Below are 24,419 nucleotides of genomic sequence, written 5' to 3' on the forward strand. Positions count from 1 at the left end.
GCAACCCCGCCGCCTCAGGGCTCGGCCGGCGCCTGTTCCAGCGCGGGCGCCTTGCGCGCCTTGCGCAGGAACGACACCAGTTGCCACACCACGGCCGCGCCGATCAGCGCCAGCAGCGTGCCGCTGATGGGCCGCGTCAGGAAGATGCTGAACTCGCCCCGGCTGAGCAGCATGGCGCGGCGGAAGTTCTCTTCCAGCATCGGGCCGAGGATGAAGCCCAGCATCAGCGGCGCGGCTTCCATGCCCAGGCGCAGGAACAGGTAGCCGATCAGGCCGAAGATCGCCGTGATGTAGATGTCGTCCAGGTTGTTGTTGATGCTGAACGTGCCGATGCAGCAGAAGAACAGGATCGCCGGGAACAGCACCGTGTACGGAATCTTGAACACCGACAGCCAGTAGCGCACCAGCGGCACGTTCAGGATCAGCAGGAAGCAGTTGCCCACCCACATGCTGGCCACCAGGCCCCAGAACAGGTCGGGGTGGGTGCCGATCATGTTGGGGCCGGGCTGGATGCCCTTGACGATGAAGGCGGCCAGCATCAGCGCCATGACGGCGTTCTCGGGGATCCCGATGGCCATCAGCGGGATGAAGCTGGTGCGCGCCGCCGCTTCGTCGGCCGCCGCCTGGCCCGCCACGCCTTCGATGGCGCCGCTGCCGATCTCGTGGCGGTACTTGCTGAAGCGCTTGTCGGCCGCGTAGGCGGCGAACTGCGCGATGGTCGGGCCGCCGCCGGGCAGGATGCCCAGCACCGAACCGACCACGCTGCCGCGCAGCGCGCTGGGCAGGATGCGCTTGAACTCGGGCCACGTCGGGATCAGCTTGATCTTGCCGTTGAACGGCGTCAGCGTGTTGCGGTTATCCAGGTTCTTGACGATCTCGGCGATGCCGAAGCAGCCCAGCGCGATGCTGATCAGGCCCACGCCGTCCTGCAGGAAGGCCAGGTCCATGGTGTAGCGCGCCACGCCGCTGTTGACGTCGGTGCCGATCACGCCCAGCAGAATGCCGATCATCGCCATCGCCAGGCCATTGAGCAGGCTGCCGCTGCTGACGAAGCTGACGCAGAAAAAGCCCAGCAGCATCAGCGCGCAGTAGTCGGCCGGGCCAAACAGCAGACCGACTTCGCCCAGCGCCGGCGCCATGGTCGACAGCACCACGATCGCCACGGTGCCGCCGATGAAGCTCGACACGCCCGCGGTGAACAAGGCCAGGCCGGTCTTGCCCTTCAGGTTCATCTGATACCCGTCGATGCAGGCGACGATACTGCTCGCATGCGGGATCTTCATCGTGATCGCGCTGACGCTATCGCCGTACTGCGCGCCGTAGTAGATGCCGGCCAGCATGATCAACGCGCCGCCGGTGGGAATGGAATAGGTCAGCGGCAGCAGCAGGCTGATGGTCGACAGCGGGCCCAGGCCCGGCAGCAGGCCGACCAGCGTGCCGACCACGCAGCCGATGGCGCAGTACATCAGGTTCTGCAGCGTCAGCGCGTGCTCGAAACCGAACGCGAGGTTGTTGAACATCTCCATCATGGCGTCTCTCCCCTCAGAACAGCGGCAGGTTCAGGCCGAGCAGGTTGCGGAAGGCGAACGCCACCGCGATCAGGCCCAGCGAGATCTTGACGTTGCGCACCAGCGAATACGAGGTGCCCGCCAAGGTGGAGCAGAACACCAGGAAGACGATGCCGACGATCATGTTGATCAGGCCGGACACCACCGCGAAGCCGCACAGGCTCAGCATGATGATGGCGATGTTCTTGATGCTGTAGCTCAGCGGCACGGGCGGCACGAAGCGCGAACGCACCACCGAGATCACCCCGATCACGCCCAGCAGCGAGCTGACCATGAGCGGGAACAGGCCAGGCCCCGACCGGCTGAAAGTCCCCAATTGATACTTCAATGCCGCCAGCCCGAACAACAGGGCGAAGGCGATCATGAAGAGCCCCGCAACGAAGTTTCTATTGCTTAAGTACATACGACGCGCCCTCCCAGGCAATGCGCTTTCTCGCTTGTTTTTCTCCAGCCGATCCTTGCAATCGGCCTGGCTTTCCCGCCTGTCTTGCCGCTGAAAATTTCGGTGCTGCGGACGGGTCGGCAGATAGTAGAGAGCGACACTTCCAATCCGCTTTCGCTTTTTGTGGCGAAACGCGTCAAACACTTATCGCTTTCCCGTAGTGCTCGCGGCTTTCAGCTGACTGTTTCCTGAATTGATGTCAAACTGAAAGCGGCCGGCGGCAACACCCCGGGTTATCGCCAATCTCGGCACGGCGCGAAGGGCGAAAAAAAACCGACGCGGCACGAGGCGGGCGTCGGCATGGCGGCCGGCAGGCGCCGCGACATACGCGGCGTGGCGCGGCGGCATCCGGCGGCAGGCGCCGCCGGAAAGCGCAGGGCCTGCTCAGGCGGGCAGCGCGGCCATTCGGGGCGCGGCGGCTTGCGAGTCCTCCCGCAGTTTGAACAGGGCCACGGTGCCGGCCAGCGCGCCGGCCTGGTCGCTCAGCATGGCCGAGGCCGCGGCCGACTGCTCCACCAGCGCCGCGTTCTGCTGCGTGGCCTGGTCCATCTCGGACACGCTGCGGTCGATCTGGCTGATGCCCACGCTCTGCTCGGCCATGGCGCCGTGGATCTCACTGACAAGTTTCTGAACGCGCGACACGCCTTCGACGATCTCGTTCATGGTCGAGCCGGCGGCCTGCACCCGCTCGGTGCCGCTCTTGACGTTCTGCACCGAGGCCTGGATCAGCGCGCGGATTTCCTGCGCCGAGGCGGCGCTGCGCTGCGCCAGCGTGCGCACCTCGCCCGCCACCACGGCAAAGCCGCGGCCCTGCTCGCCGGCGCGCGCGGCTTCCACCGCCGCGTTCAGCGCCAGGATGTTGGTCTGGAAGGCAATACCGTCGATCACGCTGATGATCTCGGTGATGCGCTCGGACGATTGCGCGATCGCGCCCATGGTGGTGACGGCATCGGTCACCACCTGGCCGCCGCGCTCGGCCGCCAGGCTGGCCTCGGTCGCCAGGCGGGTGGCGTGCTCGGCGGCCTCTTCGGTCTGGCGCACGCTGGAGGTCAGCTCGGTCAGCGCCGACGACGTTTCCTGCAACGAGCCGGCCGACACTTCGGTGCGCTGCGACAGGTCGCGGTTGCCCATCTCGATCTCGCGCGTGGCCGAGGTCATGGAATGCACGCCGCTGCGCACATCCAGCATCACGTGGCTGATCTTGTCGACAAACGCATTGAACGACGACGAGATCTGCGCCACTTCGTCATGGCCCACCACCGCCAGCCGGTGCGTCATGTCGCCGTTGCCGGAGCCGATGGTGTCCATCGCGTCGCGCACCGCCGACAGACGCTTGAAGGCGCGCGAGGTCACCACGCTGGCCAGCAGCACCGCCACCAGCGTCAGCACCACCAGCGAGACCAGCGTGGCGTTGAACACCTGCGACAGGCCGGCGGTGGCCTCGGCCTCGTCCAGCGCGATCACCAGGAACCAGTCGGTGCCGGGGATGCGGCGGGCCTTGAGCAGCTTGGGAACGCCGCCCAGGCTCAGCGCCATCGGCGCGGCGCCGTCGCGCGCCATTTCGGCCAGCGCGGCCGGCGTGAGGCCGGCGGCCACGTCGGTCGAGGGTTTGAGCGCCAGCTTGTCATCGACGTGCGAGATCACCTGGCCGTCGCTGGCCAGCACGAACGCGGTGCTGGCGGGCGTGGGGCGGATGGCCTTGATGACGTCCTTGATGCCGTCCAGCGCCACCGCGCCGCTGATGGCGCCGGTGGTCTGGCCGTTGCGCACGATCGGCGCGGTGAACGCCACGTACGGCTTGCCGGTGCCCGAATCGCCATAGGGCTTGGTGACGGTCAGCTTGCCGGCGGCCACGGCGCTCTTGTACCAGGGGCGCGCCGTGGGGTCGTAGTCGGGCGGCGTCTGCGCGGTCGAAAAGTAACTCTTGTCGCTCCAGCCGATGCTGGTGATGGGAAAGCCGTTGGTCTCGCCCATGAGCCGGGTCAGGCCGCGCGGGTCGCCCTTCTCGACCACGGCGGCGGTGGCGGACACGGCCTGGGCCTTGTCCGCCGACCAGCGGTCGATGGCGCTGGCGTTGCCGGCGGCGATGGCGTCCAGGTCCGCGGAGATGGTGGCCATCATGTTGTCGCGCACGATGTGATAGATCGCGATGCCCGAAAGCGCCAGGGCGCCGATGACGGTGAAACAGGTGATCAACAGGATCCTGTTGCGCAACGAGGTGATTTTCATGCTTGTCTTCTTACTGCAACTGCCCGGGCCGGAGGGCACGGGTATCCAGGTACGCGATAAGCTCCGCGCCACCCAGGCTTACGGCAATGCCGCTAGGGACTTTAGGCCGGGCGACCGGCCCGGACACGCGCCCGCGCAAGACAGGCGTTGCCGCCATCCTGGCAAGGCATAATCGGGGTTGGGCCGGGCCGCGGCCCGGGCATGCGACGACGCGCCTGGACGCGCGGGAGCGGCATCGCCACAGTGATACGCAGGGAGCTTTCGTTGGACCCGATACTCGCCGAACTTTCGGCGTCGCTGCAGGCCGCCAAATCGGTCGAACAGTTGACGCGCCCCCTCCTGGACATGCTCGGGGCCGTGACCGGCCTGGAGTCCACCTACCTCACGTCGATCGACCTGGACGCCGCCCTGCAGCACGTGCGTTACGCGCGCAATGCCGGCACGCTGCAAATCGCCGAAGGCCTGTCGGTGCCGTGGGCGGACACCCTGTGCAAGCGCGCGCTGGCGGAGGGCCGCATGGCCACCAGCGACGTCGGCGCCTGCTGGCCCGACTCCGACGCGGCCCGCCAGCTCGGCATCCAGACCTACGTCAGCGCGCCGATCCGCACCGACGACGGCCTCTTGCTGGGCACCCTGTGCGGCGCCAGCGCCAGCCAGCGCGCGATCGCGCCCCAGGCCGAATCGATCCTGCGGCTGTTCTCCAGCGTGATCGCCAACTTCATCGAACGCGAACAACTTGTCGCGCAGTTGCGCGATGCCAACGCCAAGTTGATGGCCTTCGCCCTGACCGATCCGCTGACCGGCCTGCCCAACCGCCGCGCCTTGTACGAGGAACTGGACCGCCTGCGCGGCCGCGCCCTGCGCGAAGGCGGCAGCGTGCTGGTGGGCATGGTCGACCTGGACGGCTTCAAGGGCATCAACGATACCCATGGCCATCAGCAGGGCGATGTCTTCCTGCGGGAAATCGCGCGGCGCCTGGCGATGGCGCTGCGCGCCTCCGACATGGTGGGCCGACTGGGCGGGGACGAGTTCGTGCTGATCGGGCCCGGCCCCGCGCTGGCGCGCGGCGACGCGGCGCCGGGGCACGAGGCCGAACGCGGCGACGCCGAAGAGGCCGCCCGGTCGCTGGAGGACCGCGCCACCGCCGCCACCGTGGGCCGCTTCCAGCTCGGCGAGGCGGCCCTGGCGTATGAGGGCGCCAGCGTCGGCGTGGTGGCGCTGGACCCGCGCGGCCTGACGGCCGAGGAAGCGGTGCGCCTGGCCGACGCCCGCATGTACGAGGTCAAGCGCGCCCGCAAGGGGTCCCGCACCATCCACTGAGAGGGGCGGCGGCGCGCGCAAGCACTGCCCGGTCAGGGCTTGCACAACACATAAGCGTTTGCTAATGTGTTGCCATGATCGAAAACGACATCTTCAAGGCCCTGGCCGACCCCACCCGCCGCGCGCTGTTCGACAAGCTGGCGGCGGGCGCCATGAACGCCAGCGCGCTGCGCGAAGGCCTGGACATCAGCCAGCCGGCGGTTTCGCAGCACCTGGCGGTGCTGCGCCAGGCGCGGCTGGTGCGCGAGGAACGCCAGGGACGCTTCGTCAACTATCAGGTCGACCCGGACGGGCTGGCGCTGCTCGCCGGGTGGCTGTCCAAGTACCGCGCCTGGTGGCCGGCGCGCGTCGACGCCCTGAAGACACTGCTCAAGGACATGGACCAATGACCCCGACGGCCCCCGCCCCGCAGGACACCGCGCTGGTGCTCGATTACGACCTGGATGCGCCGCCCGAGAAAGTCTGGCGCGCGATCAGCGTTCCCGCCCTGCGCGAGCAATGGCTGCCGGACGGCGCGCTGGCCGACCCCGAGCCGCTGGCCGCCACCCCGGGCGTCGAAATCCGCTACCGCATGCGCGAGACGCTGCCGCCCTGCCTGGAAAGCGTGGTCACGTTCCAGCTCAGCCCCAACGCCGACGGCGGCACCCGCCTGACCATCGTCCACACGCCCGATGACGCGCGGCTGGCGCAACCGCTGCCGCGGGCGGCCAACGATTCCTGGTCCGGCTTCAAGCTCGCCGCCTGACCCCCGGTCCCTCTTTCACGCAAGACAGGAGTTCGCCCATGAGCGAAACGATGCAGCTCGTCCCGATGGTGGTGGAACAGTCCGGCCGCGGCGAACGTTCTTTCGACATCTATTCGCGGCTGCTGCGCGAACGCATCATCTTCCTGAGCGGCGAGGTCAACGACGCCGTGTCGGCCCTGGTGTGCGCGCAGCTGCTGTTCCTGGAAGCCGAGAACCCCGGCAAGCCGATCCACCTGTACATCAATTCGCCCGGCGGCGTCATCACCAGCGGCCTGGCCATGTACGACACCATGCAGTTCATCAAGTCGCCGGTGCATACGCTGTGCATGGGCACGGCGCGTTCGATGGGCTCGTTCCTGCTGATGGCGGGCGAACCCGGCAAGCGCGCCGCGCTGGCCAACGCCAGCCTGCACGTGCACCAGCCGCTGGGCGGCTTCCAGGGGCAGGCCTCGGACATGCTGATCCATGCCGAGGAAATGCAGCGCACCAAGCAACGCATCATCCGCCTGTACGCCGAACACTGCGGCCGCAGCTACGAGGACGTCGAGCGCAGCCTGGACCGTGACCGCTACATGAGCGCCGAGGAAGCGGTCGAATGGGGCTTGATCGACCACGTCATGGATGCGCGCTCGGCCGGCTTCTGAGGCGGCCATGCGCGGCCCGCGCCGTCGCGCCATCGGCGTGACGGCCGCGCACTAGGCCTCGGCCAGCGCGCGCTGGTGGCGCGCCCGCAGCACGCCGTTGGCCAGCGCCCCCAGCGCCAGCAGCACCGCGGTGCCCAGGAATACCGCCGGCATGCCGAAATGGCCGCCGATGAAGCCGCCCAGCAGCGGCCCGGCCACCTGGCCGGCATACTGCGCCGAGATCGACATGCCCAGCACGTTGCCGCCCACGCCGTCGGGCACATTGTGGCGAATCACGCTGGTCACGCATGGCAGCAGCCCGCCCAGCGCCAGTCCCATCAGGAAGCGCAGCGCCACCAGTTGCCAGCCGGCGGTGACGAAGGCCTGCGGCACCAGCAGCAGCGCGGCCACCGCCAGCGCGCCGATGATCACCGTCCAGTGGCCGACCCGGTCGGCCAGCCGGCCCAATCGCGACGCCGACAGGATGGCGCCCAGCGCCGCCGCCGACATCACCACGCCCGACACCAGGGTGACACGGGCCGGGTCGTCCACCAGCTGACCCACGTAGACCGTGATGATCGGTTCGATCGACATGGTGGCGAACATCAGCAGCATGCCGGTCGCCAGCATCGCGGCCACCGGCCGCTTGTCGGGAATCTGCGCCCAGCCGCCGCGCCGCTTGCCATCCGATCGGGCGGGCTTGGCCGGACGCGGCATCTCCTTGATCAGGAACACGGTGGCCAGGAAGGCCAGGAAGATCACGCCGCCGGCCAGCAGGAAGGTGGCGCGGATGCCGATCAGCGGCGGCAGCCCGCCCCCGATCAGCGGGCCCACCAGGTTGCCCGCCATGATGCCGGCCGACAGCACGCCCAGCGCCCAACCCGAACGCGCCTTGGGCGCCTGCATCGCCACCAGGATGGTCGAGCCCGAGGCATAGCCGCCGGCCAGGCCCACCAGCAAGCGCAGCAGCACCAGCTGCCACACGTTCTGCACCATGCCGGTCAGCGACATGCAGATCGCCATGCCGAACGAAGCGCGCACCAGCATCAGCTTGCGCCCGTAGCGGTCGCCCAGCCGGCCCCACAGCGGCGCCACCAGCGCCGCGGCGAAGAAGGTGGCGCCATAGGCCACGCCGGACCATTGCACGATGGCGGCATGGCCCTGCACGCCCAGCTCTTCCACATACAGCGGCAGGAACGGCAGCAGCAGCGTCATTGCCACGATGGTGCTGAACGAACCGGCGAAACAGACGGCCAGATTGCGCCGCCAGTGGATGTTCTCGGCGGGCGCGGCCGCGTCGGCGGGTTCCGGGGATGTGGGCGATGTCATGGCAGCGGGCCTTGTGGCGTTCGGGCGTGAATGGTGAAAGCGCGATTGTTGCCAGCCTCGCCGCGCGCAGCAAGGCCAGCCGCGATACCGGTATTGCCGCTACCCCCCACCGGGCGCGGCTATCGCGCGGCGCCGCGCAGCCAGGCCTTGGGGGTGGCGCCGCGATGCGCCTTGAAGGCCTTGATGAAATGGCTGAGGCTGGAAAAGCCGATGCTGTAGGCGGTTTCGGTAACCGAGCAGCCGCGCCGCAACAGGCCGGCGGCGGCCTCCATCCGCGCTTGCAGCAGGCAGCCGTGCACTGATTGCCCGTAGAGCGACATGAAGCCGGCCTGCAGCCGCTTTTCGCTCAGGCCCACGGCGTGCGCCAGCTGCCGCACGCCGCGGCAATCGGCGTATTCGTGCTGGATGCGGCGGTGGGCCTCGGCCAGCCGCTTGCGGTCGGCCGGCGGCGGCAAGTCGGCCGCGGCGCGGCCGGCCAGGTGCGCCAGGGTCAGGGCCAGGGCCTCCTGGGCCTTGCCTTGCAGATACAGCGCGGCGATCTCGCCACGGTCCTGGTTCCAGGCCAGGATCTCGCCGGCCACGCGCGCCAGTCCCGGCCACAGCGGCAGCGTCGCCAACTGCGCGTCACGCGCCGGCACGCTGCCGTCGGCCGCGAACGCGGCGGGCGGCACCTGCCGCCAGGTGCGCCGCCACAGGGCGCGCACGGTGTCGCTGAAAAAACGGATGTCGACGGCGCGGATATTGTGGCGGCCCTTGAATTCGTCCCATCCCGGCACCGGCTCGGCCGTGCCGTGCAGGATGACGCTGCCCGGCTGGATGCGCAGAGCCGCGCCGCCCTCGAAGCCCACCCCGAACTGCCCTTCCAGCACGATCGCCACGCCGACGCTGGATTCGGCGGCGCCGCTGGCGGCCCAGTCGGACTCGGGTCGGCCGTCGAGGCAGCCGATCGAGATGCCGCCCGGCAGCTCGTGCTGGGTGCGGATCCTGAGCCAATCCGGCGGCAGCAGGCGCAGCAGGTCCTGCGCCGTAAGGGGTGCGCGGCGGTCCGGGGCAGGACGGGGCTGAGAGGCCATTTTGTTCCAATTCCGCAATTTCCGGCGCGGATTCGCTAGCGCGGCCGCCGCCTGGCCTGGATGATAACAATTTTCATCCGCATCAAATTTTCCATGCCGCCTTTGCCAGACACCGCCCGCCGCCCGAACGAGGCCGCCGCCCTGTTCGTCTTCAACACCTTGTGCCTGACCGCAATCATGGCCTTCATGCCCGTGATCGGCCCGGTGGTGCGCGGCCTGCGGCTGGCCGAATGGCATGGCGGCCTGGTGGTCACCGTGGCCGGCGTGCTGTGGATGCTGATGGCGCGCTACTGGGGCGGCCGCAGCGACCGCATCGGCCGCCGCGGCGTGCTGCTGCGCGCCGCCGCCGGCTACATCGCCAGTTACCTGCTGCTGGCCATCGGCCTGGACCTGATGCTGCGCGAGCCGCCGCCGGTCTGGCTGGCGCTGCTGGCGCTGATGGCGTTGCGCGCCCTGATCGGCGCCTTCTACGCCGCCATGCCCACCGTCAGCGCGGCTCGCATCGCCGACATCACCGCGCCGGAGCAACGCGGCGCCATGATGGCCAAGCTGGGCGCGGCCAACGGCCTGGGCATGGTGCTGGGGCCGGCCATCGGCGGCCTGCTGGTCAAGGACAGCCTGACGCTGCCGCTGTACATCGCCGCCGCGCTGCCGCTGCTGGGCACGCTGTGGCTGGCCGCGAAGCTGCCGTCCGACGCCGCGCACGAGCCGCGCGCCACGCCGCCGCTCAAGCTGAGCGACCGCCGGCTGCGCCTGCCGCTGGCCGCGATGCTGCTGGCCATGAGCGCGGTCATCACCGCGCAGATGATCGTCGGCTTCTACGCCATGGACGCGCTGCGCCAGGCGCCCGGCCCGGCCGCGCGAACGGCGGGCTGGGCCATGACCACCGTCGGCGTCATGCTGATCCTGGTGCAGGTGGAGCTGGCCAAGGCGCGCCGGATGAACGCGGCGCGCTGCCTGGCGGGCGGCGCGCTGCTGTCGGGCATCGGCTTCCTGCTGGTGCCGGCGCTGGGCGGCACCGCGGGGCTGGTGGCGTGCTACGCCGTCATGGCGGCCGGCATGGGCCTGGTGTTCCCCTCGATCCAGACCTTGGCGGCCAATGCCGTGACCGCCGACGAGCAAGGCATCGCCGCCGGCTCGGTGATCGCGGTGCAGGGCATGGCGATGGTGGTGGCGCCGCTGGTATGCACGCTGCTGTATGGCGTGCGCCCCTGGATGCCTTATGTGGTGGCCGCCAGCCTGTTGCTGCTGGTGGCGCTGGCCGCGACGCTCAAGCCGCGCGTGGCCGCGCCATGACGCCACGGCCCCCCGCGGCGGGGGGCCTGGTCAATGGGTTCGCATCATTCGGTAATGTGGATGTTGGCCTGGTCGATGATGACCTGGTAGCGCTTCATCTCGGCGTCGATGAACCTGGCGAAGGCCGCCGAGTTCTTGACCGACGGTTCAAAGCCCAGGCCATTGAGCTGGTCGACGATCCTGGGGTTGGCCATCACCTTGGCCGAGGCCGCCTCCAGCTTGCGCAGTACCGGCTCCGGCAGCTTGGCCGGCCCCCACACGCCATACCAGGAATAGAACTCGAAGTTCTTCTGGCCCTGCTCCTTCATGGTGGCAAGATCGGGCAGCAGCGGACTGCGCGCGGCGCCGGTCACGGCCAGCGCCTTGAGCTTGCCAGCCCGCACCATCGGCAGCGACGACAGCATCGGATCGATCAGGCCCTGCACCTGGCCGCCGACCAGATCGGACAGCGCCGGACCGCCGCCGCGATAGAGGACGATGGGGATCTGGTCCAGGCCGTTGTCATGCAGGAACGAGGCCGCGGCCAGGTGCCCGGCCGAGCCGAAGCCGGAAGTGGCGAAGGAGTACTTCTGCGGTTCGGCCTTGAGCAGTTTGACCAGGTCGCCCACGTTCTCGGCCGGCACCTTGGGATAGACGCTGAAGATCAGCGCGCCCTGCGCCAGCTCGCTGATCGGCGTGAAATCCTTGACCGAATCAAACTTGATGGTCTTCTTGTACAGCAGCGGATTGATGGCGTGGATGGACGCGTTCAGGTACAGCGTGTAGCCGTCCGGCGCGGCCCGCGCGACGTAGGCCGCCCCGATCATGCCCGAGGCGCCGGCGCGGTTTTCCACCACGATCGACTGGCCCAGCTCCTTGCCCAGCTGTTCGGCATACAGGCGCGCCACGCCGTCGACGGAGCCGCCGGGCGGGTGCGGCACCACCAGGGTGATCGGGCGCTGCGGATAGTTGTCGTCGGCCAGCGCGGCGGCGCCTGACACGACGCCCACCGCCAGCAGGGCGGCGCTGAGCAGCCGCTTGAGCGGCGCGGGGCGGGACGGGGAACGGAACATGATGGGTCTCTCTAGGCGATGGCGCGTCCATTCCGGACGCGCAGGGGCCGACCACGCCACCGGCCGCGACGCTCGCGGCCGCCATGTCGTGGATCGTCAATATGCATCCGGCGGCTATTGCCGCCGGAACAGGGGAATCAGGCCGCCTTGAGCTGGGCGGAACTGAAGCCGTACTTGGCGTCCAGCCCCAGCTCGCGCACGATGCGCAGGCCCTTGGCCAGTGCGTCGCCCTCCAGGCCGCGCAGCGGTCGGCGCAGGTCTCCGACCGGCAGGCCCACCGCCTTCATCAGCGACTTGATGGCGACCGGGTTGATGGCCGAGTACGAGTAGTGCAGCATCGGCAGCAGGCCCAGGTAGCCTTCGCGGAAGCTGACCGACACGTCCGGCGTGTCCCACGGGCGCGAGATGTCGGCCATCTCCGCGGGCGCGATGTTGCCGGTCATGTTGGCGGTGCCGTGGCCGCCCAGGCTCATGGTGGGGACGACCAGGCCCAGGTTGGGCGAGTCGCAGCACATCACCGACACGTCGGGACGGCCGCGCAGCACCTGCGCCACCTGGCCGACGCGGGTGGTCGATTCCTTGTGCACCACGTAGTTGGGGTGCTTGAAGATGCGCAGCAGCTGGTCCCAGTGCAGGTCGCTCTTGACCCGCGGCGGGTTGTTGTAGATGCCCAGGGGCAGGTCGGTGGCGTCGGCCACTTCAAGGAAATAGGCTTCGGTGTCGGCCTCGGACGCGCAGATGTAGGCGGGCGCGGCCAGGATCGCGCCGTCAGCGCCATTGGCGTGCGCGAACTTCAGGTAGTCGATGGTGGAGTCGGTGTTGTTGCCGGTGCAGCCGTAGAACAGCTTCATCTTGCCGGTCTTCATCTTGGCCGTCTCGACGATCACCTGGCGCCGCTCTTCGGGCGACAGCATCGAGACCTCACCCGTGGAGCCCATGATCAGCACGGCGGCGGTGCCGTTGTCTTCCTGGAACTTCAACAGACTGCGGAAGGCGCTGAAATCGACGCTGCCGTCGCGATTGAACGGCGTGACGATGGCGACGAAGGACCCCTGGATTTTCATTTTGCTCATGACCTGCTCCACATGCGGATGGACTGCTCAATCAAATAAGGCCAGGCTGGCGCGCGATGGTTGGCGCCCGCGCCTGGCCATTCCCCTTGCTGCTTTTGCAGTATAGGAAGAGCGGCCCCGAAAATTTTTCTATTTTCCACACTTTCGAGGGGCCCGAAAGACAAAGAATTTCTAAGGCAATGCGTTTAAGTTATGAGGATTTCCATGACAATACGCTTTTCACGGCGCCGCCCGCATGTCCGAAGCGATCTCCCGTTATCCGTCCCTGTCCCACTGGGGCGCGTACACCGCGCTGGTGCGCGACGGCCGTGTCGTGGGCTGCGAGCCGTTCGTCCATGACCAGGCCCCGTCCCCGCTTATCCATGCGATGCCCGACATGGTGCATTCGCCGCTGCGCATCGCCCGCCCCGCCGTGCGCGCCAGCTGGCTCAAGCATCGCGGCGCGCCCGAGCTGCGCGGCGTGGACGGTTACGTGGAGGTCGACTGGGACACCGCGCTGGGGCTGGTGCACGATGAACTACAACGGGTGCGCGCCCGGCATGGGCCGACCGCTATCTTCGGCGGCTCGTATGGCTGGTCTTCCGCCGGCCGCCTGCACCACGCCCGCACGCTGACACACCGCTTCCTGTACGCCGGCGGCGGCTGCGTCGACCAGTCGGGCAACTACAGCTGGGGCGCGGCGCAATTCCTGCTGCCGCACATCATCGGCACCTATGCCCCCGTGACCGGCCGCATCACGGACTGGAACAGCGTGGTCGGGCACACCCGGCTGCTGATCGCCTTTGGCGGCATCCCGCTGCGCAACACCCAGATCGCCTCGGGCGGCGCGGGCGACCACAGCGCCCCCGGCTGGCTGGCGCGGGCGCGCCAGGCCGGCATGCGCACCGTCGTGGTCAGCCCCACGCGCGGCGACGCGCCGGTGGCGCTGGCGGCCGAATGGATCCCCATCCGTCCCAACACCGACGCCGCGATGATGCTGGGCATGGCCCACACCCTGCTGGCCGAGGGCCGCCACGACCGCGACTTCCTGGCGCGCTGCTGCAATGGCTTCGAGCAGTACGCCGACTACCTGCTGGGCCGCGCCGACGGCCAACCCAAGGACGCTGCCTGGGCCGCGCGCATCTGCGGCGTGCCGGCCGATACCATCCGCGCGCTGGCGCGGGACGCGGCCGGCACCCGCACGCTACTGTCGTGTTCGTGGTCGCTGCAACGCGGCCATCGCGGCGAACAGCCTTACTGGGGCAGCGTGGCGCTGGCCGCCCTGCTGGGCCAGATCGGCCTGCCCGGCGGCGGCTTCGCCTTCGGCCATGGTTCGATGAACGGGGCCGGCAATCCGCGTCCCGACCTGCCCGCGCCGGAGATGCGCGCCGGCCGCAATCCGGCTGGCGCCTCGATCCCGGTGGCACGCCTGACCGACATGCTGCTGCGGCCGGGCGAGCCCTACGAGTTCAACGGCAGGACCGGCATCTATCCGGACATCCGCCTGGTCTACTGGGCCGGCGGCAATCCGTTCCATCACCACCAGGACCTGAACCGGCTGATGCGGGCCTGGGCCCGGCCCGAGACCATCATCGTGCACGAGCCCTGGTGGACGCCGACCGCGCGCCGCGCCGACATCGTGCTGCCCGCCACCACCACGCTGGAACGCAACGACATCGGCGGCTCGTCGCGCGACCGTTACCTGCTGGCGATGCGGCAGGCGCTGGCGCCGGTGGGCCACAGCCGCAACGACTTCGACATCTACCGCGAGCTGGCCGCGCGCGGCGGCTTCGAGCACGCCTTCACCGAAGGCCGCGACGAAATGACCTGGATCCGCCACATCTACGAACAGATGCGGCCGGCCTGGGAAGCGGCGCAACTGACGCTGCCGGCCTTCGACGAATTCTGGGAACGCGGCCACGTCGCGCTGCCGCCGCCGGCGCGCGACTTCGTGCTGTTCGAGCAGTTCCGTGAAAACCCCGCCGCGCATCCGCTCAAGACCCGCTCCGGCCGGCTCGAACTGCACAGCGCGGCCATCGCCGAATTCGGCTACGACGACTGTCCGCCGCATCCGGCCTGGCTGCCGCCGGTGGAATGGCTGGGCGCCGAGCGCGCCGCGCGCTGGCCGCTGCACCTGGTCACCTGCCAGCCCGCCGACCGGCTGCACTCGCAGCTCGACCCGGCGCCGGCCACCCGCGCCAACAAGGTCGCCGGGCGCGAGGCGGTGCTGCTGCATCCCGACGACGCCGCCGAGCGCGGCATCGCGCAGGGGGATGTGGTGCGCCTTTTCAATGATCGCGGCGCCTGCCTCGGCGGCGCGCAACTCAGCGCCGACCTGCTGCGCGGCGTGGTGGTGATGCCGACCGGCGCCTGGTTCGATCCGCAGGACGACGCGCTGGAGCGTCATGGCAACCCCAACGTGCTGACGGTGGACGTGGGCACGTCGCGGCTGGCGCAGGGCCCGAGCGCGCTATCGGCGCTGGTGCAGGTGGAACGCTGGCACGGTGAGGCGCCCGCGATGCGGGCCTTCGAGCCGCCAGCGCTGCAACCGGAGACCTCGGGCGCGCCACGCTGACGGCGCAATCGCGCTCCCATTGCCGCGCGACCGCACCGGCCTGGCGCCCGATTGCCGGCGTGTGCGAGGCGCCTTGTCGTGTGAACAGGCCCTAGGCCGCCCGCAGGAACGCCAGCACCGCGTCGTTCTGCCCGCGGATGAAATGGCGTTCGCGCGGCAACAGCGTCACCTGCGCGCGCGGCGCCAGGCGGCGCAACCGTTCGCAGGTCTCTTGCGAATCGAGCATCACATCGCGCCCGCCCACCGCCACGAACAGCGGCTGCGCCAGCTGACGCAGCGCCTCGTCGCCGAAAACCGGAATGGCGCCGAAGCGCGAGCGGAAGCCGCGGTCGATGGCGTGCATCAACGCGAACTGGGCACGGTCGGCGGGCGCCGGATCGGCCGGCAGCGGCCCGATGATGCGGCGACGCACCAGCGCGCGGCCGGCGGGCCCCAGCAGCAACAATGGCAGGACCCACGGCAGGATGTTCTTCTGGCGGCCGATGCCGGACGGGCACAACAGCGCCAGCCGCTCGACCCGCGCCGGCCGCCGCACGGCGAAGTCCAGCGCCAGCCACGCGCCCAGCGAAATGCCGAAGCACGCCGCGCGCGCCACGCCCAGGCCGTCGAGCACGGCCTCCAGCCAGGCCGCGTGCGCATCGCTCGCCAGCGGCAGCCGCGCCGGCGCGCTCGGGCCGGCCTCGCCGATCAGGTCGATTGCGTAAATGCGGAAATGCGGCGCCCAGGCCGCGGCCTGCCGCTGCCAACTGGCGGCCGTGCTCTGCGCGCCATGCAGCAGCACCAGCGGCGGCGCGTCCTCGCGGCCGCACACCAGCACATGGGTGTCGCCAGCCGGCGTCGGCACCATCACCCGCCGCACATCGGCCGGCCAATGGGCCAGCGCGGCGGCATAGGCCTGGCGCACGGCTTCGGCGTGGCGCTCGGACTTGAAGACCGGGCTCATGCCGGCGCGTCGCCGCGATGACGCAGATGGATCAGCGGATAGGCCCGTCCCTGGCCATCGCGCTCGGAACGCCCGGTGCGCTCGAAGCCCAGCCGTTCATAGAAGCCGATCGCCTGCGCGTTCTGCTCGTTGACGTCGGTGCTCAGGCCGGGATGGCGCCGCAGCGCGTCCTCGACCAGCGCGCGCCCGACGCCCGTGCCGCGCGCTGCGGGGTCGACGAACAGCGCTTCCATGTGGCCGCCGTCGAGCAGCATGAACGCCAGCGCGCGGTCGTTCGCATCCACGGCCAGATCGAGCGTGGCGGCGGGCAGGAAGCCCACCACCTCGGCCTCGATGTCATGGCGGTCCTGCGGCGACAGGAAGTCGTGGGTGGCATCGACGGCGCGGCGCCAGATGTCGACGACGCGTTCGCCGTCCGCGGGGGTGGAGGTTCTCAGGGTAATCATGGGTGCTACGGAAAAAAAAGAAGAAAGGTTGGCGGCTGTCAGCCCGCGTCGGTGCGCCGTTCGATGGCGCGGATCACCGCCACCATGTCGGACGCGCCCAGGCCCTGGGCCTCGGTCTCGCCGTACAGCGCATGGCTGGCGTCCAGCAGCGGCGAAGCGATGCCGGCGCCGCGCGCGGCCTCGGCCACCAGCCGGCTGTTCTTGAGCACGTCGGTGATCGCCGCCTGTACGGAAAAGTCCTGCGTCACCAGCTTGCCCAGCTTGACGCGCGACACGTCGCTGGCCATCGGTCCGGCGTTCAGCACCTCGGCGAACAGGGCCAGGTCAATGCCGTGACGCTCGGCGAAATGCACCGACTCGGTCAGGCCCGTGACCATGGTGATCAGGAACAGATTGACCGACAGCTTCATGACCAGCGCGGACGGCACCGCGCCACAGACGAAACTGTCGCGGCACAGCGGCCGCACCAGTTCGCGCACGGCGGCGACGTCGTCGTCGTGGCCGGCCAGCATCACCACCAGTTGCCCGGCTTCGGCCGGCTTGCGCGAGCCCGACACCGGCGCCTCGACGTAGCGCCCGCCGGCCGCCTCGATGTCCGCGCCCAGTTGGCGCGAAAAGTCGGCAGATGTGGTGCCCATATTGACGATCACGTGGTCGCGCACGCGCGCGGCGAAGTCGTCCGTGCCGCGCGCCAGCACCGTGTCGATGGCCGCGTCGTTGGCGAGCATCAGGATGACGGTGCGGCATTGCGCGTAGACCTGGCCGGCACTGTCGGCCACGCGCGCGCCCGCGGCGCGCAGCGCGTCGTAGCCGCCGGGGGAACGGCTCCAGACCACCAGCGGCGTGCCGGCCCGGGCCAGATTGAGCGCCATCGGCGTGCCCATGACGCCCAGGCCGATGAATCCGATATCCATATGAGTCTCCGATATACGTTCAGGGGCGAGTCAGCGTCGCCTTGATTTCCGCTCCGATGATAAGACATGCCCGGCACGCCCGCCTCTGCCTCGCCCCGCCGCGCTCAACCGCGCCGATGTTTTTTGCAGCGTTTTACACAATTGGAGACGCTCCGCCGGGGATTTCGGGCCACAATGCGCCGGCATCCGTCCGCCGTCTCACCAGGAACCCCGATGAACAAAGCCCTAGCCCTGCTGCTCTGCGCTGCCCTGCCCACCCTGGCCACCGCCGCCCAGCCCGATGTCGAGGCACTGAAGCTCGATCCGCGCAACAAGCTGTACTGCAACGAACAGGCCGACTGGTGCGTCGGCATCAAGGTCGATGGCAGCTTCGAGGAAAACGGCCCGTTCGCCACCAGCCGCACGCTGCGCGCCGACTACCGCATCTGGGACCTGCCCGACATCCCGAACTTCTCGCGCTTCACGGTCTGGCCGCACCTGATCCGGCTGAGCGAGGAACGCGCCCTGGTGGGCGTGATCGGTCCCAACGAGCCCGACTACAAGGAGGAAATCCAGTTCCCCGGCGGCAGCTTCTCGCGCCGCGACCTGTACCTGTTCGTGGTCGACCTGGGAGACAAGTCGTCGAGCCTGGTGCAATTGTTGCCGTACAGCGCCAAGGCCGGCATCCGCGCCTGCGCCAACGAGGCGGACGAGAAACGCCGCGAAGGCAACTGCATGGACTATTACCGCTATGACGCCACGGTGAAGGCCCTGCCCAGCCAGCAGCCGTACCCGGACCTGCAGGTCACCACCCAGGCCACGCGCAGCCCGGCCGACGCCAGCCGCTACGCCGATTCGAGCAAGCGGCCCGCGCCGACGGCCGCGCAACTGCAACCGCAGGCCGACAAGCAGTGCAGCTACACGGTGACCTACAAGTGGAAGGCAGACGGCTCGGTCTACCAGCCGGCCACGCCGGTGCCGGACTGCGCCGAGTTCCTGGAACCGCGGCCCGAGAAGAAATAAGGCGCGGGCCTTGGCCACCCTGGCCGCGCCCGCCCCGCCGCACCGGCGGGACGCGGCGGACCGCTGGGGTCGTCAGTCGGCGTAGCCCGGATTGCGCCGGTCCAGCCGGCGCAGCAGCCCCGGCCAGGCCAGCGCGGCCTTGTGGGCGCGGTCGGCCGGGGATTCCACCGCAGCGCGGGCCAGCACCTCGGGCGGGATGAAGGTCAGTTCTCCGCCGCCGGCCTGCGCCCGCACCTGCACCATGCAGGCCGCTTCCAGCCGGTGCATGGCCTGGAACGCTTCGGCCATGCTCTGCCCCACCGTCAACAGGCCATGGTTGCGCAGGATCAGGTAGTTGTTGCTGCCCAGGTCGCGCACCAGCCGCGGCTGCTCTTCGGGATTGAGCGCCAGGCCCTCGTAGTCGTGATAGCCGAGCGAACGCAGCACGATGAACGCGAACTGCGACAGCGGCAGCAGGCCTTCCTTCTGCGCCGACACCGCCACGCCGTTGATGGAGTGCGTGTGCAGCACGCACATGGCGTCCTTGCGGGCCGCATGGATACAGCTGTGGATGGTGAAGCCGGCCGGATTGATGTCGTATTCCGAGTCCATCACCTTGCGTCCGTGCAGGTCGATCTTGACCAGGCTGGAGGCCGTGATCTCGTCGAACATCATGCCGTAGGGGTTGATGAGGAAATGCTCGGTGCCCGGCACCTTGGCGGTGATGTGCGTGAAGATCAGGTCGTCCCAGCCGAACAGCGCCACCAGCCGGTACAACGCCGCCAGGTCTTTGCGCACCTGCCATTCCGTGGCGCTGACGCGCTCGCGCACACCGCCGCCCACTTTGCCTGCCGTATCCATCTCGTCTCCCTTGCCTGATGTTCTCCCGTCACCGGCGCGGCGCGGGAGCTTGTTGCACAATGTGTTCGGTAATGTATTCGGTTTACGCGCCCGCGGCGGCGCCGGCCAGGCAAGCGTCCGCACTGTGCAACAGGGGCGCGCGGCGGTCCTGAATGTCGCGCCCGGCTCCCGCGGGGCGGTCCGGGCGCGACGTGCCTGGCCGGGGGCCGCTAAGTGCCCGTCAAGCGCCCGAGCGGGCTGCGCGGGCCGCGCGGCGAGCGGCTGTCAGTCCGCGTCGGTCCACTGGCCGCTGTCCGGCCGCACGCATTGGCGCGCGTCGCCACGGCGCACCTGTTCCGCGTCCAGCCGCGCCGCGCCGGCGGCATCGACGTCGAAGTCGATGCCCAGCGCGCCCGCCACGCGGGCGTCCTCGATCGGCAGTTCCCATGTCAGGAATACCTGCGACAGATCGCGGCCGTCCGCGAAGTCGGCGGCGTCGAAAACGCTGGCGCCGCGCGGCACCACGCCATGCGGCTGGCAGGTATCGAACAACACGGCGGTGCCGCGCGTCAGGGCGATGCGCCGGCCGGTCTGGGCGAAAACCAGATCCAGGCCCTTGTCCTCGCTCAGGAACAGGTTGCAGAAGGCGGCGCCGCCGTACTGGTTGCCGTCATGATGGTAGCGGGCGCCGCGGCAAGCCATCAGGGCGATGTCGCCCGTGTCCAGCGCATCGCCCAGGCCGAGCGCCGCGGTCCAGTCGCGCATGGCCCGCACGCAGGCGCCATAGTCGGGCCAGCGCACGATGGCGCGCGCCAACGGCATCTGCTCGACATCGCCCGGCTCCAGTTGCAGGCGGGTATCGATCTCGCGCGTCCAGTCGGCCAGCAGGCGCGCGGGCGGCGCGGGCAGGGCCAGGGTGGCGGTCGGCGTGGCGACGCCGACGCCGCGGCTGCGCAAGGCATCGCCGCTGGCGAAATACGAGATGAGGGGAACGCGGGACATGCCGCTATTAAAGCCCAAAGCCGCCGCGCGACGCCGCCGGAACCCGGCCCGCCCGCCAGACCGGCCGCCCCGCCCGGCAGGGGCCGGATTCAGCCGCCGACCGCGCCGGCCCAGAGCCGCTGTATCCAGGAGCGGCGCGGCGCTCGCGGCCGGTTGCCGGTGTAGTCCTTCTGCGAGGCCTTGACCACCTCGCCGAACGGCATGCTGCCGCGGTAGTCGTCGGGCCTGTGGCCAGCGGCCAGCGCTTCCTGGTAGTAGCGGTCGAACAGTTCGGCCAGGTCGGTGCGCGCATGCGCCACCACCTCGCCGTCGAACCAGTGGCGCCTGCCTTCGTCGCGCAGGCGCGGCATGGCGTAGCGGTGCGAGAACTGCGTGCCCATGTCGGAATAATGCAGGATGCCGATCTCGTCGGGCGCCAGGCCTTCGCCGTCGATGCTGTTGTAGCGCGCGTCCAGGTGCCGCACCAATTGCGGCCGCGCGGCGAAATAGTGCTTCATTTCGCGGTTGGCGTGACGCTTGGCGCGCAACGCATCAAGCGCCGGCAGGTGGTCGCGGGCGCGGGCGCAATCCCACAGCGCCACGCACGACCGCCAGCCATCGCCGTCGCGGCGGCCGGCGACGATGGCCTCGCCTTCGAAGGGCAGGTCCCAGATCTCGGCCAGGTCGCACAGCACCAGCATGTCGGCGTCCATGTACAGGGCGCGGCCCTCGAAGCCGGCGGCGGCCGGCACCGCCCAGCGGAAGGCGGAGAACGGCGTCGACCATTTCTCGGTACGCCAGCCGCGACCGCGTTCGGGATCGCAATACCAGGGGCTGGCCGGGTCGCGCGACAGACGCATCCAGGTGATCTCGACCGGCCGCGAGGCATGCTTGCGGGCGCTGTAGTCCAGCACCATCATCTGTTCGAGGTCGCAATCGTTCGGGTCGCAGCCCACGAAAATCCTGATGGCGTCGCGCATCTGTGTCGTCATCCCTGGCAATGGGGTCGGGGCCTCGGGCCGCCCAACCTGAATAATTGCTGAATTGTAATCGGACTTTACCCCGGGCGCGATGCTTTCCGCATCGGGCCGCTCGGCTCGCGGCCGGCCCGCCCGCGCAGGGACGCGCAGGCCGCCGGCCGCCAGGACACGCCGGACGCGCGGGGCGCCGGCCCGTTGCTACCAGTAGATGTCCTGGTTGTAGTACTTGTGCAGCTCACGCGCCCAGGTCTCGTCGGCCATGCTCGGCCAGTTGTCCTTGTCGAACCCCGGCGCGTTCTTGAGCGTCTCCTTGTCGACGTTGAGCACGAAGCACTTGCGGTCCGTATCCAGCGTCAGCGCCGCCCAGGGAATGGCGAACAGCTTTTCGCCCATTCCCAGCACGCCGCCGCGCGCCAGCACCGCATAGGCCACGCGGCCGCGCGGCACGTCGATCATGATGGCCTTGATGTCCCCCAGGCTCTCGCCGGCGCCGTTGTAGACATCGTTGCCTTCCAGCGTATTGGCGGCCATGACCTCCGGGCCGGGGCCCAGTGCCTTGGACTTCGGACCGCCGACGATATTCGCTTGCTGTTCCATCGCGTTTCTCCTGCGGGACTGTTCCCGCTGTCTGTCGTTGAAGGATGAATCGTTGTGAATGACGAGTGAGGCCGCCCTCAGCGGCGCCGGGCTTCCGACATCAGGCACGCGCCCGCCAGCGCGCCCACCAGCACGGCGCCGGCGATGCTCTTCCAGGCGTTCTCGTGCACATACCCGTCGGTGGCCGCCGAGACTTCCCGGGCGCGCCGCCACGCGTGCTTCTCCCAACCGCGCGCCTCGGCGCGCGCGGCATCGAGTTGCTGCTTGAGGCGATCGCGCGCCGCTTCGATCTCCGCGCCACCGTAGCTGGCCGTGCTGCGCAGCAGGTTCTCGGTTCCCGAAATCAGGTCCCGCAACGTGCCGTTGCCGTTCTGTGTAGCCATGACACCTCCTTGAAAAAAACGTCCGCGCCAGCCGCGCTGCGAGCCCGGACCCAGTCCTTTCAGCAAGCCGCGTGCCACGGCCCCTGTCAGCCTGCCCACCACTGTTTGATGGTGGCGCGCAACGCGGCGCTGCCCGCGGCGCCGGTCTCCTTGCGCAAGGCCGCCATGTAGGCGCCGAATTGCTTCATCGACACGTGCGGCGGCAGCGGCGGCATTTCCGGGTCGGTTACCACTTCCAGCACCGCCGGCCGTCCGGCCGACAGGGCCCGGTCCCAGGCCGGTCCCACCTCGTCGGGCGAGGTCACGCGGATACCCTCCAGGCCCAGCAGGCGGGCGTAGTCCGCGTAAGAGAATTGCGGCAGCCACTGCGAGTCGGCAAAGCGCGGATCGCCGCCCATCACGCGCTGCTCCCATGTCACCAGGTTCAGGTCGCCGTTGTTCAACACCAGCACCACCAGGGTTGGATCGCTCCAGTCCTTCCAGCGGTGCGCGATGGTGATGAGTTCGTTGATGCCCAGCATCTGCATCGCGCCGTCGCCCACCAGCGCGATCACCGGACGCGCCGGATACGCAAGCTTGGCGGCCACCGCGTAAGGCACGCCGCAGCCCATGCTGGCAAGCCCCCCGGATACCGAGGCCATCATGCCTTCGTCCAGCTGAACGTCGCGCGCATACCAGTTGGCGGCCGAACCCGAGTCGCAGGTGACGATGCTGTGCGGCGGCAGGCGGCTGGACAGCTCCAGGAACGGGCGCTGCGGGTTGACCGGCGTGGCATCGACCAGGGCGCGGGCCCGCACCGTTTCGCGCCAGCGCCGCACTGACTTCTCGATCTGTTCGCGCCACGGGTTTTCCGCCTTCGGTTCAAGCAGGGGCAGCAACGCGTCGAGCGTCAGCCTGGCATCGCCCACCAGCCCGACCTCCACCGGATAGCGCAGGCTCAACTGGCGGCCGTCCACGTCGATCTGCACGGCGCGGGCCTGGCCTTCCCTGGGCAGGAATTCCGCGTACGGAAAGGACGTGCCCACCATCAACAAGGTGTCGCAATCGTTCATCATTTCCCAGCTTGGCTGGGTGCCCAGCAGCCCAATGGCGCCCGTGACGTAGGGCAGCGCGTCCGGCAGCACCGCCTTGCCCAGCAGCGCCTTGGCCACGCCGGCCCCCAGGCGCTCGGCCACCGCGCGCACTTCGTTGCCGGCGGACAGGGCGCCCGCGCCCACCAGCATCGCCACCCGCTCGCCGCGATTGAGGATGTCGGCGGCATTGGCCAGCGCGGCGACGGGCGGCACCGCCGCGTGCGAGGTGACGCCGATGCCGGTGCGCACGGTGCCGTGTTCGCGCGGCGGCACCGGCACCGCCTCCAGGTCCTGCACATCGTTCGGCACGATCAGGCAGGTGACGCTGCGCCGCTCCATGGCGATGCGCATGGCGCGGTCGACCATGTGGCGCGCCTGCACCGGCGAAGTCACCATGTGCACGAACTCATGCGCCACGTCCTTGAACAGATTCACCAGGTCCACTTCCTGCTGGTAGTCGCCGCCCAGCGCGCTGCGCGCCTGCTGGCCGACGATGGCCACCACCGGCTGGTGATCCAGCTTGGCGTCGTACAGCCCGTTGAGCAGGTGGATGGCGCCCGGGCCGGAGGTCGCCAGGCACACGCCCACCTGCCCGGTGAACTTTGCATGCGCGCAGGCCATGAAGGCGGCGCCTTCCTCGTGCCGCGTCTGCACGAATTCCAACGTGTCGTTGCGCCCGAAAGCGCCAATCAATCCATTGATGCCGTCGCCGGGATAGCCGAACACGCGTTGCACGCCCCATTGGCCGAGACGGTCCAGCATGAAGTCGGATACGGTTTGCATGGCGTTGCTCCTTCTGTCTGCACAGGTGGATTACGCCGTGCGCAACTGGCGTGCCCGGGCGGCCCGCCCGGCGCATGCCGCGCAGCCGCAGGCGGCATTTACAACGGGCGGCAACAACGACACGGGCGCCTTGCGGCGCCCGAAGTTCGAGGGACAGGAGCAATGGCCTGACCGCGTTGCGCGGGTCCGGCGAC

At 69.3% G+C, this 24,419-nt stretch carries 23 protein-coding genes; 7 read left to right on the forward strand and 16 right to left on the reverse strand.

What is annotated here, in order from left to right:
* Positions 1 to 14: 14 nt before the first annotated feature.
* The 3 genes from ABFG95_RS10230 to ABFG95_RS10240 all read right to left on the reverse strand — a co-directional run bounded on the left by ABFG95_RS10230 (position 15) and on the right by ABFG95_RS10240 (position 4,239).
* The gene (locus ABFG95_RS10230) at positions 15 to 1,526 is read right to left on the reverse strand and encodes a tripartite tricarboxylate transporter permease (protein ID WP_054415478.1); all 1,512 of its coding nucleotides are present in this window, start codon (positions 1,524 to 1,526) and stop codon (positions 15 to 17) included.
* A gap of 16 nt (positions 1,527 to 1,542) precedes the next feature.
* Positions 1,543 to 1,971, reverse strand: a complete 429-nt coding sequence (locus ABFG95_RS10235; RefSeq protein ID WP_049075918.1) for a tripartite tricarboxylate transporter TctB family protein — start codon at positions 1,969 to 1,971, stop codon at positions 1,543 to 1,545.
* Positions 1,972 to 2,394: 423 nt separating this feature from the next.
* Positions 2,395 to 4,239, reverse strand: a complete 1,845-nt coding sequence (locus tag ABFG95_RS10240; RefSeq protein WP_100507458.1) for a methyl-accepting chemotaxis protein — start codon at positions 4,237 to 4,239, stop codon at positions 2,395 to 2,397.
* Positions 4,240 to 4,503: 264 nt separating this feature from the next.
* Between ABFG95_RS10240 and ABFG95_RS10245 the strand changes: the two genes are divergently transcribed.
* The 4 genes from ABFG95_RS10245 (at position 4,504) to ABFG95_RS10260 (ending at position 6,948) form a co-directional block, all read left to right on the forward strand.
* Entirely contained in the window at positions 4,504 to 5,559 is a 1,056-nt protein-coding gene (locus tag ABFG95_RS10245) for a diguanylate cyclase (RefSeq protein WP_348995812.1), read from the forward strand.
* Between the two features lie 74 nt (positions 5,560 to 5,633).
* A complete protein-coding gene (locus ABFG95_RS10250; protein WP_049075922.1) occupies positions 5,634 to 5,948 on the forward strand; it encodes a metalloregulator ArsR/SmtB family transcription factor in 315 nt (104 codons plus the stop codon).
* Complete coding sequence (locus ABFG95_RS10255) at positions 5,945 to 6,304, forward strand: SRPBCC domain-containing protein (protein ID WP_348995813.1); 360 nt, start codon at positions 5,945 to 5,947, stop codon at positions 6,302 to 6,304. The genes ABFG95_RS10250 and ABFG95_RS10255 overlap by 4 nt, the downstream gene beginning before the upstream one ends.
* A 38-nt stretch (positions 6,305 to 6,342) precedes the next feature.
* Positions 6,343 to 6,948: an ATP-dependent Clp protease proteolytic subunit gene (locus ABFG95_RS10260; protein ID WP_049075926.1), complete on the forward strand. Its 606-nt coding sequence runs from the start codon at positions 6,343 to 6,345 to the stop codon at positions 6,946 to 6,948.
* 51 nt (positions 6,949 to 6,999) lie between these two features.
* On the opposite strand, the gene ABFG95_RS10265 is transcribed toward ABFG95_RS10260, so the two are convergent.
* Both ABFG95_RS10265 and ABFG95_RS10270 read right to left on the reverse strand, forming a co-directional pair.
* The gene (locus ABFG95_RS10265) at positions 7,000 to 8,256 is read right to left on the reverse strand and encodes an MFS transporter (RefSeq protein WP_059272503.1); all 1,257 of its coding nucleotides are present in this window, start codon (positions 8,254 to 8,256) and stop codon (positions 7,000 to 7,002) included.
* Positions 8,257 to 8,375: 119 nt separating this feature from the next.
* Complete coding sequence (locus tag ABFG95_RS10270; RefSeq protein ID WP_348995814.1) at positions 8,376 to 9,329, reverse strand: AraC family transcriptional regulator; 954 nt, start codon at positions 9,327 to 9,329, stop codon at positions 8,376 to 8,378.
* 93 nt (positions 9,330 to 9,422) lie between these two features.
* Between ABFG95_RS10270 and ABFG95_RS10275 the strand changes: the two genes are divergently transcribed.
* Entirely contained in the window at positions 9,423 to 10,625 is a 1,203-nt protein-coding gene (locus ABFG95_RS10275; RefSeq protein WP_348995815.1) for an MFS transporter, read from the forward strand.
* Between the two features lie 44 nt (positions 10,626 to 10,669).
* Here ABFG95_RS10275 and ABFG95_RS10280 read toward each other — a convergent pair whose 3' ends face one another.
* Together ABFG95_RS10280 and ABFG95_RS10285 are read right to left on the reverse strand one after the other, a co-directional pair.
* Positions 10,670 to 11,677: a tripartite tricarboxylate transporter substrate binding protein gene (locus ABFG95_RS10280; RefSeq protein ID WP_054415233.1), complete on the reverse strand. Its 1,008-nt coding sequence runs from the start codon at positions 11,675 to 11,677 to the stop codon at positions 10,670 to 10,672.
* A 137-nt stretch (positions 11,678 to 11,814) separates the two neighbouring features.
* Positions 11,815 to 12,750 (reverse strand): 4-hydroxy-tetrahydrodipicolinate synthase, encoded by a 936-nt coding sequence (locus ABFG95_RS10285; protein WP_054415230.1) that lies wholly within the window; start codon positions 12,748 to 12,750, stop codon positions 11,815 to 11,817.
* Positions 12,751 to 12,985: 235 nt separating this feature from the next.
* Between ABFG95_RS10285 and ABFG95_RS10290 the strand changes: the two genes are divergently transcribed.
* Positions 12,986 to 15,304, forward strand: a complete 2,319-nt coding sequence (locus tag ABFG95_RS10290) for a molybdopterin-dependent oxidoreductase (protein ID WP_348995816.1) — start codon at positions 12,986 to 12,988, stop codon at positions 15,302 to 15,304.
* A gap of 91 nt (positions 15,305 to 15,395) precedes the next feature.
* On the opposite strand, the gene ABFG95_RS10295 is transcribed toward ABFG95_RS10290, so the two are convergent.
* Genes ABFG95_RS10295 through ABFG95_RS10305 form a run of 3 tightly spaced genes read right to left on the reverse strand, consistent with a single transcriptional unit; the run spans position 15,396 to position 17,607 of the window.
* A complete protein-coding gene (locus ABFG95_RS10295; protein ID WP_175144960.1) occupies positions 15,396 to 16,247 on the reverse strand; it encodes an alpha/beta hydrolase in 852 nt (283 codons plus the stop codon).
* Positions 16,244 to 16,693 (reverse strand): acetyltransferase, encoded by a 450-nt coding sequence (locus ABFG95_RS10300; protein ID WP_054415224.1) that lies wholly within the window; start codon positions 16,691 to 16,693, stop codon positions 16,244 to 16,246. Before ABFG95_RS10300 ends, ABFG95_RS10295 begins: the two co-directional genes overlap by 4 nt.
* A 38-nt stretch (positions 16,694 to 16,731) precedes the next feature.
* A complete protein-coding gene (locus tag ABFG95_RS10305) occupies positions 16,732 to 17,607 on the reverse strand; it encodes an NAD(P)-dependent oxidoreductase (RefSeq protein WP_054500818.1) in 876 nt (291 codons plus the stop codon).
* 213 nt (positions 17,608 to 17,820) lie between these two features.
* On the opposite strand from ABFG95_RS10305, the gene ABFG95_RS10310 reads away from it, so the two are divergent.
* Positions 17,821 to 18,609 carry a hypothetical protein gene (locus ABFG95_RS10310; protein WP_348995817.1) on the forward strand — a complete coding sequence of 263 codons (789 nt, stop codon included), beginning with the start codon at positions 17,821 to 17,823 and terminating at the stop codon, positions 18,607 to 18,609.
* 72 nt (positions 18,610 to 18,681) lie between these two features.
* Here ABFG95_RS10310 and ABFG95_RS10315 read toward each other — a convergent pair whose 3' ends face one another.
* The 6 genes from ABFG95_RS10315 to ABFG95_RS10340 all read right to left on the reverse strand — a co-directional run bounded on the left by ABFG95_RS10315 (position 18,682) and on the right by ABFG95_RS10340 (position 24,225).
* Entirely contained in the window at positions 18,682 to 19,449 is a 768-nt protein-coding gene (locus tag ABFG95_RS10315; RefSeq protein WP_348995818.1) for a class II aldolase/adducin family protein, read from the reverse strand.
* 264 nt (positions 19,450 to 19,713) lie between these two features.
* A complete protein-coding gene (locus tag ABFG95_RS10320; RefSeq protein ID WP_175144954.1) occupies positions 19,714 to 20,430 on the reverse strand; it encodes a hypothetical protein in 717 nt (238 codons plus the stop codon).
* An 89-nt stretch (positions 20,431 to 20,519) separates the two neighbouring features.
* Entirely contained in the window at positions 20,520 to 21,401 is an 882-nt protein-coding gene (locus tag ABFG95_RS10325; RefSeq protein WP_232734785.1) for a glycosyl transferase, read from the reverse strand.
* A gap of 186 nt (positions 21,402 to 21,587) precedes the next feature.
* Positions 21,588 to 21,986, reverse strand: a complete 399-nt coding sequence (locus ABFG95_RS10330) for a PRC-barrel domain-containing protein (RefSeq protein WP_049075947.1) — start codon at positions 21,984 to 21,986, stop codon at positions 21,588 to 21,590.
* Between the two features lie 77 nt (positions 21,987 to 22,063).
* On the reverse strand, positions 22,064 to 22,369 hold the full coding sequence (locus ABFG95_RS10335; RefSeq protein ID WP_049075949.1) for a DUF883 family protein: 306 nt from the start codon (positions 22,367 to 22,369) through the stop codon (positions 22,064 to 22,066).
* Positions 22,370 to 22,455: 86 nt separating this feature from the next.
* Entirely contained in the window at positions 22,456 to 24,225 is a 1,770-nt protein-coding gene (locus ABFG95_RS10340; RefSeq protein ID WP_068980855.1) for a thiamine pyrophosphate-requiring protein, read from the reverse strand.
* Positions 24,226 to 24,419: the final 194 nt, after the last annotated feature.

Origin of the sequence: Achromobacter sp. HNDS-1 (assembly GCF_040084795.1) — a bacterium.
Taxonomy (GTDB): domain Bacteria; phylum Pseudomonadota; class Gammaproteobacteria; order Burkholderiales; family Burkholderiaceae_B; genus Achromobacter; species Achromobacter ruhlandii.

Excerpts from the sequence above, each read along its gene's own strand:
- ABFG95_RS10280 (WP_054415233.1), bottom strand. The coding sequence starts at position 11,677 with ATGTTCCGTTCCCCGTCCCGCCCCGCGCCGCTCAAGCGGCTGCTCAGC.
- ABFG95_RS10325 (WP_232734785.1), bottom strand. The coding sequence starts at position 21,401 with ATGACGACACAGATGCGCGACGCCATCAGGATTTTCGTGGGCTGCGAC.
- ABFG95_RS10285 (WP_054415230.1), bottom strand. The coding sequence starts at position 12,750 with ATGAGCAAAATGAAAATCCAGGGGTCCTTCGTCGCCATCGTCACGCCG.
- ABFG95_RS10315 (WP_348995818.1), bottom strand. The coding sequence starts at position 19,449 with ATGGATACGGCAGGCAAAGTGGGCGGCGGTGTGCGCGAGCGCGTCAGC.
- ABFG95_RS10310 (WP_348995817.1), top strand. The coding sequence starts at position 17,821 with ATGAACAAAGCCCTAGCCCTGCTGCTCTGCGCTGCCCTGCCCACCCTG.
- ABFG95_RS10260 (WP_049075926.1), top strand. The coding sequence starts at position 6,343 with ATGAGCGAAACGATGCAGCTCGTCCCGATGGTGGTGGAACAGTCCGGC.
- ABFG95_RS10320 (WP_175144954.1), bottom strand. The coding sequence starts at position 20,430 with ATGTCCCGCGTTCCCCTCATCTCGTATTTCGCCAGCGGCGATGCCTTG.
- ABFG95_RS10275 (WP_348995815.1), top strand. The coding sequence starts at position 9,423 with ATGCCGCCTTTGCCAGACACCGCCCGCCGCCCGAACGAGGCCGCCGCC.
- ABFG95_RS10335 (WP_049075949.1), bottom strand. The coding sequence starts at position 22,369 with ATGGCTACACAGAACGGCAACGGCACGTTGCGGGACCTGATTTCGGGA.
- ABFG95_RS10230 (WP_054415478.1), bottom strand. The coding sequence starts at position 1,526 with ATGGAGATGTTCAACAACCTCGCGTTCGGTTTCGAGCACGCGCTGACG.
- ABFG95_RS10240 (WP_100507458.1), bottom strand. The coding sequence starts at position 4,239 with ATGAAAATCACCTCGTTGCGCAACAGGATCCTGTTGATCACCTGTTTC.
- ABFG95_RS10250 (WP_049075922.1), top strand. The coding sequence starts at position 5,634 with ATGATCGAAAACGACATCTTCAAGGCCCTGGCCGACCCCACCCGCCGC.
- ABFG95_RS10295 (WP_175144960.1), bottom strand. The coding sequence starts at position 16,247 with ATGAGCCCGGTCTTCAAGTCCGAGCGCCACGCCGAAGCCGTGCGCCAG.
- ABFG95_RS10270 (WP_348995814.1), bottom strand. The coding sequence starts at position 9,329 with ATGGCCTCTCAGCCCCGTCCTGCCCCGGACCGCCGCGCACCCCTTACG.
- ABFG95_RS10300 (WP_054415224.1), bottom strand. The coding sequence starts at position 16,693 with ATGATTACCCTGAGAACCTCCACCCCCGCGGACGGCGAACGCGTCGTC.
- ABFG95_RS10305 (WP_054500818.1), bottom strand. The coding sequence starts at position 17,607 with ATGGATATCGGATTCATCGGCCTGGGCGTCATGGGCACGCCGATGGCG.
- ABFG95_RS10340 (WP_068980855.1), bottom strand. The coding sequence starts at position 24,225 with ATGCAAACCGTATCCGACTTCATGCTGGACCGTCTCGGCCAATGGGGC.
- ABFG95_RS10255 (WP_348995813.1), top strand. The coding sequence starts at position 5,945 with ATGACCCCGACGGCCCCCGCCCCGCAGGACACCGCGCTGGTGCTCGAT.
- ABFG95_RS10330 (WP_049075947.1), bottom strand. The coding sequence starts at position 21,986 with ATGGAACAGCAAGCGAATATCGTCGGCGGTCCGAAGTCCAAGGCACTG.
- ABFG95_RS10290 (WP_348995816.1), top strand. The coding sequence starts at position 12,986 with ATGTCCGAAGCGATCTCCCGTTATCCGTCCCTGTCCCACTGGGGCGCG.
- ABFG95_RS10235 (WP_049075918.1), bottom strand. The coding sequence starts at position 1,971 with ATGTACTTAAGCAATAGAAACTTCGTTGCGGGGCTCTTCATGATCGCC.
- ABFG95_RS10265 (WP_059272503.1), bottom strand. The coding sequence starts at position 8,256 with ATGACATCGCCCACATCCCCGGAACCCGCCGACGCGGCCGCGCCCGCC.